We start from the raw sequence: 6,689 nt of genomic DNA, 5'->3' as shown, positions 1-6,689 counted from the left end.
TCCGTGGGTACGCGTTCCTTCAGAACGTGGGGCGCGGTCACGACGAACTCGGAGTCGAAGCCCGCCGCGAGGATCTACGAGTCGCGGCAGCATTCGACGAATTGACCGCCTCGATCTGACCGAACAGCCGGCACGGCTATCCAGGTGCACATCTTCCAGAAAGGTGCTGGAAAGGAGACCGTTCGGGCTCAAGGTGCGAGGAAGGACAATCGACGGAGGAGTTTGATACGCGGGTTGGTGGCTGCTCAACGTGATGGAGCTGCATCAACGCTCGTCTCGAACGTACGGCACGCCCAGCGCCATCGGTGCGCCGACGCGCCGCCGAAGGTCGCGGCTACCCCACACGACCAGTACGGCGATCGTGAGCAGATACGGCAGCATGCTGAGGAACTCGGCGGGGATATTTGGTGCCCATTCCTCGCCCTGCAACCAGAAGTTGGCGCGCCTGGCGAAGCCAAACAAGAACGCCCCAAGCAGGACACGTAGTGGTCGCCACGAGGCGAAGACCACCAGCGCCAACGCAATCCAGCCGATGCCGGCGGTGGTGCCGTCTTGGCTCCACGACGGCACCTGGCCGAGCACCAAATACGCACCGGCCATGCCGGCCAGAAAGCCGCCAGCCATCACGTGTGCGTAGCGGGTTGCCGCCACAGCGATGCCCATCGTGTCGGCGGTGCCAGGCGACTCGCCGACCGCTCGCACCGACAGGCCGGCCTTGGTACGGTTGAGGTAGAACGCGATGAGTATGGCGATCGCGATCGTGGCGTACACCATCGGGTCTTGGTCGAACAGCAGTGGGCCGAGCAGCGGGATGTCGCCAAGCGGACCCCAGCGGATCGGCGTGAAGTCGGTCGCCAAAGGCTTGCCCTCGATTGACTTGCCGATGAACGTGGACAGACCGGTGCCGAAGATCACCAGTGCCAAACCCGACACGATCTGGTTGGCGCGCAGTGTGACCGACAAAAAGGCGTGAATCGACGAGAACACAGCGCCGGCCACGCTGCCGACCAGTAGTGCCAGCCACAAGGAACCGGACGCATCGCCAACCTGGAACGCCATGACGGCGCCGATCAGCATCATGCCCTCGACACCAAGGTTGAGGACCCCGGACTTTTCCGACAGCAGTTCGCCGAGCGCAGCGAGCGCGATTGGCACTGCGGCCGCAACGGCGGCGGCGAGTGTGAGCACGATGGCGGTGTCGTTCATGCCGCCGCCACCGTGTTGAGGCGGGTCATCGATAATCGATAGTGCGAGAAGATCTCGCCGCCGATCGCGAACAACAGAATCACACCCTGCAACATGAGGCTGACCTCGACGGGCACCCGTTCACCTGGAAGCCCCTGCAAGGCGACACCCGCGTTTCGAAGCCCACCGAGAAACGTGGCGACGAGGATGATCGCGAACGGGTTGTAACGGGCGAGCGCGGCCACCACGATGCCGGTGAAACCGAGCCCGAGTTCGAGCCCGTTTGGGTCGAGTGCGTAGGCCCGCCCGGCGACCTCTGTCGCACCTGCAAGGCCACCGAGTGCACCCGACATCAGCAACGCAACGATCACGGTCCGGCGCACGGGGATGCCGGCGTAGCGGGCCGCGTTCTGTGACGAGCCGACGACGTTCATGTCGAATCCGAGGGATGTAAAGCGGATGATGGCCCACACCAGCAAGGCGATGCCGATCGCGGCCACGAGGCCCCAGTGCAGCCGGGTGTCGCTCCATAGTTCGAAGCGAGCCGTCGGAGGAATCTTCTTGCCCTGCGGAAAATTCGTCACCTCAGGGTCGCGCCAGTACGACTTGGAGCCGAAGATCAGGTAGCGCATCAAGAACAGCGCGATGAAGGTGAGCATCAGTGTGGTGATGATTTCACTGGTGCCGAAATAGGCCTTGAACACGGCAGCCGGTGCGGCCCACAGCGCTCCGCCGACGGCACCGGCGATCAATACGGCGGCGACGCCAAGGATGGTTGGCAGATCGGCAGCGATCGCCAACCCCGCCCACGATCCAAAGATTGCACCGAGGTACAACTGACCCTCCGCGCCGATGTTGAACAGATTCATGCGAAACGCCACTGCGGCGGCGAGACCGGTCAGGATCAGGGGTACCGCAATGGTGAGGCTGTCGGTGATGCCGTAGCGGCTGGTGAAGCTGGCCTCGAACAATTCGCGGTACACAGTGAGCGGGTTGAAGCCCTCGATCAACAAGAAGATCGCGCCTGCCGCGAGCGCGGCAAGGATCGAGAGAAGCGGCGTGGCGGCGGTCTGCCACCAGTGGCGTTCCAGCCGGCGTTCGAGCCGGATACGGAACGGAATCATGTGGCCCCCTCCAGGCCGGCGCTGGCGGATTCGTCGACCCCCGCCATCGCCAGCCCGATCGATTCGAGTGGCAGTTGATCGGTGGCACCCTCGAGTGCGATCCTGCCCCGGTACAACACGGCCACGCGATCGGCCAGGCTGCGCACCTCGTCGAGGTCTTCGCTGATGATCAACACTGCTGCGCCCCGTTCGCGAGCGTCGTGTAACCGGCTGCGCACGAACTCAGCGGCCCCAATGTCGAGCCCTCTGGTCGGGCTGCTCACGATGATGACCTGCGGGCCGCCGGCCTCGCCGAGCCCTGCGAGTTCTCGTGCGATCAGCACCTTTTGCGAGTTGCCGCCTGAGAGCACGCGAGCGTGGCTCTCGGTGCCAGGGGTCTTGATCTCGTAATCGGCAATGGCGGCCGCAATTTCGGCGCGCGCTGTGCGGCGGTCGACGAAAAACCCACGTGGTCGAGTGAGCAACATGTTGTCGGTGAGGCTGAGATCTGGCACGAGGCCGGTGCCGAGGCGGTCTTCCGGCACGAACGCAAGTCCGGCGCGGCGTGCCGCGGTGGGCCCTTTGCCGGTGACATCGACGCCCCCGACCTCGACGGTGCCGTGAGCCGGTTTGAACACGCCGGCGAGGGCGCGTGCGAGCGGGCGTTGCCCGTTGCCTGCCACGCCGGCGATGCCGAGGATTTCGCCCTTACGGATGGTGATCGACACATCGTCAACCACGGTTTGGTCGCCATCGAGCACCGTCAAGCCAGTGGCGCGCAATGCAACGGTGTTGTCGGTGGAGGTGCCGCGTCGTGTGCCGATCTCGACGGGACGGCCAACCATCAACTCTGCGAGGTGGCGCTGACTGGTGTCGGTGGTGGCCACCTCGCCGGTGACCGCTCCGGCCCGCATGACGGTGACGCGGTCGCTGACCGCCATGACCTCGCCAAGTTTGTGGCTGATGAAGACGATCGCCTTGCCTTCGGCCGTCATCGACCGAACGGTGGTGAACAAGGCCTCGACTTCGGGCGGGGTGAGCACAGCGGTCGGCTCGTCGAGCAGCAACACGTCGGCACCGCGATACAGCATTTTGACGATCTCGACCCGTTGGCGTTGCCCGACCGTGAGGTTGGAGATCAAGGCGCGCGGGTCGATCGGCAAGCCGAACCGGTCGCCAATCTCGGCGACCCGTTTGTCGATCTCGCGCGGTTTGAGTAGTCGCTGTTGATTGGGGTCGCCGAGCACGACGTTTTCGGCGACGGTGAAGCGGTCGACGAGGCGAAAGTGCTGGTGCACCATGCCGATGCCGTTGGCGAGACCCTCGCGGGGGCTTCGCAGGCGGACCACTTTGCCGTTGCGTTCGATGTGGCCCTCATCGGGCCGGTACAAGCCGCACAGCATTGCCGCGAGTGTGCTTTTTCCGGCACCGTTTTCGCCGAGGATCGTGTGAACCTCTCCGCGCCAGACGCAGAAGTCGACAGCGTCGTTGGCGAGTACGCCGGGAAACCGCTTGGTGACACTGACGGCAGCGATCGCTGCCGGCTGGCCCGGGTGTGCCCCCGGGCCAGCCTGTACGGCAGTTGACATATCAGCCGGTTGCGCTACCGATGACGCCGGCCACGAAGTAGTCCATGCCGAGCAACGTGCCGAGGTCCGGTGTTTCGCCGGCCGCTACGGCTTCGGTGCCGTCTTGATTGACAATCGGCCCAGTGAAGGCGTTGAACGAGCCTGCGATGATCTCGTCGGCCTTGGCGGAGATCTGATCGCGCACGTCTTGAGGTACGACGTCGGCAACGTCGGCCAGCGTGACAAGGCCGTCGGCCATGGTGCCGTAGTACTGGTCGCTGGTCCAGGTGCCGTTGCTCACGCTTTCGACGACGTTGATGTAGAACGGACCCCAGTCCCAGACGGGTGCGGTCAGCCACGCTTCGGGGGCGAAGCGTGACATGTCGTCGTTGTAGCCAACCCAGTAGCCACCAGCCGTCTGTGCGGCCTCACCGGCCGAAGGGGTGTCCTGGTGTTGAGCGATCACGTCGGCGCCGCCGTTGAGCAGTGCTTCGGCGGCTTCCTTCTCGATCACCGGATCGAACCACGTGGATGTCCACACGACCTCGACGGTGGTGTCGGGGTTGATGCTCTGGGCACCCAACGTGAAGGCGTTGATGCCACGCAACACTTCGGGAATCGGGAACGCGGCGACGTAACCGATCTGGCCCGACTCGGTCATCGCGCCTGCGGCCATGCCAGACAGATAGCGCGCTTCTTCGGCAGCGCCGAAGTAGGTGCCCATGTTGTCGCTGGTTTTGTAGCCGGTGGCGTGCTCGAACTTGACGTCGGGGAACTTCTCCGCGACGGCCAACATCTGGTCCATGTAGCCGAACGATGTTCCGAAGATCACGTCGTTGCCGTCGCGGGCGAGGCGCTCGAAGATGGCCTCCGACTCGGCGCCTTCCGGCACGCTCTCGAGGAACGTGGTCTCGACACAGTCGCCGAGCGCTGCTTCGAGTTCAAGGCGGCCATCGTCGTGCTTTTTGGTCCAGCCGGCGTCGCCGATCGGGCCGACGTAGACGAATGCGGCCTTGATCGGGTCGCAATCGGCGGCGGGTTCCGCGGCAGGTTCGGCTGCGGGTTCGGCGGCCGGTTTGTCGGCGGTGTCGTCGTCGCTGCCGCATGCCGCGGCGACGAGTGTGATGGCGGTGAGCGCCGCCATCGAGCGCCGTAGCGCCCTTCGGGTGTGTGTGCTGTTCACGCTTGCTTCTCCTGTTGTGGGTCGTGCTCGATCTCAGTCGAGCGATTGTCGGGCGTCATGAGGACGCCCTCGAACGGTGGCGCATCAGTTCGAAATTCATCGCGCCTGGTGGAAACCATGTTCGGCTGTGCCAGATGGGTCGCTGGTGTTCATCGAGACCAACCTCGTCGATTCGCAGCACCGGGATGTTGGTCGGCGTGTCGACGGGAGCACCTGGATGGTCGATGTCGCACGCCAACTCGGCGTGCAAGCGGGCCAGTTGCGCAGCCGTGCGCAGGCCGGCGCGGGTTTCGAGGAACTCGAACAGCGGCTCGGTGATGGCGGGCGTGGCGATCGCTTCGGCGGCCAATTCGGCGCCGAGACGAGACACGGGTAACACATTGACGACGTACACGAGTGTGGTGCCGTCGTTGGTGAATCGCTTGGCGGCGACCACCACGGGGTCGCCAGCGTTGATGTCGAGTTGGGTGGCCACATGGCGCGACGCCTCGTCGATCGACACGGCGTCGAACTCGACCTGTGACTCGAGGCCGTGGCGTTCGAGTAGTTCGGCCAAATCGGTTGCGCGTGCGAGGTCGTTGGTGAGCCCGACACCTGCGGCGGCAAAGTTGCCGACACCGTGACGTTGCACCACCAGCCCGCGCTGCACGAGCGCGGTGATCGCTGAACGGACGGTGGCCCGACTGACTTGGAACTCGCGGGCGAGGTCGTGTTCGGGAGGAAGTTGGTCGCCGGGTGCGAGCTCGCCGCTGACCAACTGTTCGTGCAGGATCTGTTCGGCCTGGACCGCCAGTGACGGTTGTCGAACGGGCAGTCGCCGGCCCGAGCGTTGCGTCGGCGAACTGGTCGCCGCTGCACTCGTTGTCGCATTCATGCCCACACGCGCCCCTCCCCGCAGTCGTCAGATGACTGCCATCTCACAGTAGGCAAAGATTGGGCCTCACGCAAGGACCAATGATGCGTGTGCTTTCCGACCGGAATTCGGCAACGGTGGTGGTCACCGTGGTCGAGACCGATCGCTCGGTGCCGCGCCACACCGGATCGAAAATGCTGGTGCTCGCCGACCGTCGGCAGATGCTCCGAGCCGCGGCAGCATTCGGCCCTGTGGTTCACGCGCCTCCGGCGCCCTGACGACGGGGATCATCGGCTGCCGATGTGCGCAGCCAGGGCCAAACGGGGTGGTGCCGTCGGTGGCAGCTACGGAATGTCGTCTCGCACGAAGGGCACATGCATGGGCAAGTAGACGATCAAAGAAGACGGGAACAACGGCTCGATCGAGGTCAACTCGGGCGAGATCATCCGTACACACGCCAAGCGACTCGGACGCGACGACAAGGTGCGTCTCCCGATGCGAACCGTCTCGTCGGTTCGACTCGACCGTCAGATCGGCGGCGACGTGGTCATGGTGAAAACCGTTGACGCGACCTACGCCTGGAAGCTGTCCGGCGACGACGCGAAACAACTCGTCGCCGAACTCACGACCGACGGCAAGTAGGCACTGATGGGCGTGGGACCTATCGGCCGCGGATGGCGATCAGTGGGTCGGCAGCGGACACGGTCACCGTTGCAGTCGACCGGGCGATCTCGTCGCTGATCGGGCCGACCGATCCTCGAAACGACTGGTCCGAGTCCGGCTCGATCTCGAGGTAC

General features: G+C 64.6%; 7 protein-coding genes. 2 read left to right on the top strand and 5 right to left on the bottom strand.

The annotated features are described in order from the left end of the window. Positions 1 to 264 precede the first annotated feature (264 nt). Genes ACH2EI_RS00465 through ACH2EI_RS00445 form a run of 5 tightly spaced genes read right to left on the bottom strand, consistent with a single transcriptional unit; the run spans position 265 to position 5,913 of the window. A complete protein-coding gene (locus tag ACH2EI_RS00465) occupies positions 265 to 1,206 on the bottom strand; it encodes an ABC transporter permease (protein ID WP_395154867.1) in 942 nt (313 codons plus the stop codon). Beyond that, positions 1,203 to 2,309, bottom strand: coding sequence for an ABC transporter permease (locus ACH2EI_RS00460; protein WP_395154866.1), 1,107 nt, complete (start codon positions 2,307 to 2,309; stop codon positions 1,203 to 1,205). Before ACH2EI_RS00460 ends, ACH2EI_RS00465 begins: the two co-directional genes overlap by 4 nt. After that, positions 2,306 to 3,877, bottom strand: a complete 1,572-nt coding sequence (locus tag ACH2EI_RS00455) for an ABC transporter ATP-binding protein (RefSeq protein ID WP_395154865.1) — start codon at positions 3,875 to 3,877, stop codon at positions 2,306 to 2,308. Before ACH2EI_RS00455 ends, ACH2EI_RS00460 begins: the two co-directional genes overlap by 4 nt. A gap of 1 nt (position 3,878) precedes the next feature. Then, positions 3,879 to 5,039 carry a BMP family ABC transporter substrate-binding protein gene (locus tag ACH2EI_RS00450; protein WP_395158828.1) on the bottom strand — a complete coding sequence of 387 codons (1,161 nt, stop codon included), beginning with the start codon at positions 5,037 to 5,039 and terminating at the stop codon, positions 3,879 to 3,881. A 55-nt stretch (positions 5,040 to 5,094) separates the two neighbouring features. Further along, positions 5,095 to 5,913 (bottom strand): GntR family transcriptional regulator, encoded by an 819-nt coding sequence (locus ACH2EI_RS00445; RefSeq protein WP_395154863.1) that lies wholly within the window; start codon positions 5,911 to 5,913, stop codon positions 5,095 to 5,097. Between the two features lie 83 nt (positions 5,914 to 5,996). Between ACH2EI_RS00445 and ACH2EI_RS00440 the strand changes: the two genes are divergently transcribed. After that, positions 5,997 to 6,170, top strand: a complete 174-nt coding sequence (locus tag ACH2EI_RS00440) for an XdhC family protein (protein WP_395154862.1) — start codon at positions 5,997 to 5,999, stop codon at positions 6,168 to 6,170. Positions 6,171 to 6,387: 217 nt separating this feature from the next. After that, positions 6,388 to 6,534, top strand: coding sequence for a hypothetical protein (locus ACH2EI_RS00435; RefSeq protein ID WP_395158826.1), 147 nt, complete (start codon positions 6,388 to 6,390; stop codon positions 6,532 to 6,534). The last annotated feature ends 155 nt before the right edge of the window (positions 6,535 to 6,689 follow it).

This window comes from Ilumatobacter sp., from assembly GCF_041688325.1.
Taxonomy (GTDB): Bacteria; Actinomycetota; Acidimicrobiia; order Acidimicrobiales; family Ilumatobacteraceae; genus Ilumatobacter_A.
This window is presented reverse-complemented; position numbering and strand designations above follow the sequence as displayed.